Genomic DNA, 739 nt, shown 5'->3' with positions numbered 1-739 from the left:
GTTGCTGTCTGGTGGTGATATTAATACCGGCGTTCCTGAATCTGATTTACAAGACGCTGAACCAGATTTCAAAGGCATGAGTAAGATTGGCTACGACGCGATGGCGTTAGGCAATCACGAATTTGATAATCCGCTAGACGTGCTATTCAAACAGCAAGATTGGGCTAACTTCCCAATGCTGTCAGCCAACATCTACGACAAAAAAACGGGCAAGCGTTTATTCCAACCTTACGCGATGTTCAATAAACAAGGCATTAAAATTGCGGTTATTGGTCTGACAACAGAAGATACCGCGAAGTTGGGAAATCCTGAGTTTATCGGTCAAGTGGACTTCCGCGACCCGAAAGCGGAAGCGAAAGAGCTGATTGCAGAACTGAAAAAAACAGAAAATCCGGATCTGATTTTCGCTGTTACGCACATGGGTCACTACGAAAATGGCAACCGTGGCATCAATGCGCCGGGTGATGTAGCTTTGGCGCGTTACCTTAATGAAGGCGATTTGGACATGATTGTGGGTGGTCACTCACAAGAGCCCGTTTGTATGGAAGGTCCTAACGTTATCAAAAAGAACTTTAAACCGGGTGATGAGTGTCAGCCAGACCAACAAAACGGTACTTACATTGTTCAGGCGCATGAGTGGGGTAAATATGTTGGCCGTGCCGATTACGAATTCCGTAACGGCGAACTATCAATGGTAAGCTACGATCTTATTCCTGTAAACTTGAAGAAAAAAATCAAC

Annotated in this window: 1 protein-coding gene; it reads left to right on the top strand. The window is 45.1% G+C overall.

The window, feature by feature from the left end; genetic code table 11:
- Positions 1 to 739, top strand: a 739-nt coding sequence (locus R7Q48_RS27055) for a metallophosphoesterase (protein WP_318133334.1), incomplete at both ends; no start/stop codon positions are given.

Source organism: Vibrio sp. 378 (assembly GCF_033339435.1).
The sequence above is the reverse complement of the archived record's forward strand: the minus strand, read 5'-3'. Positions and strand labels throughout refer to the sequence as shown.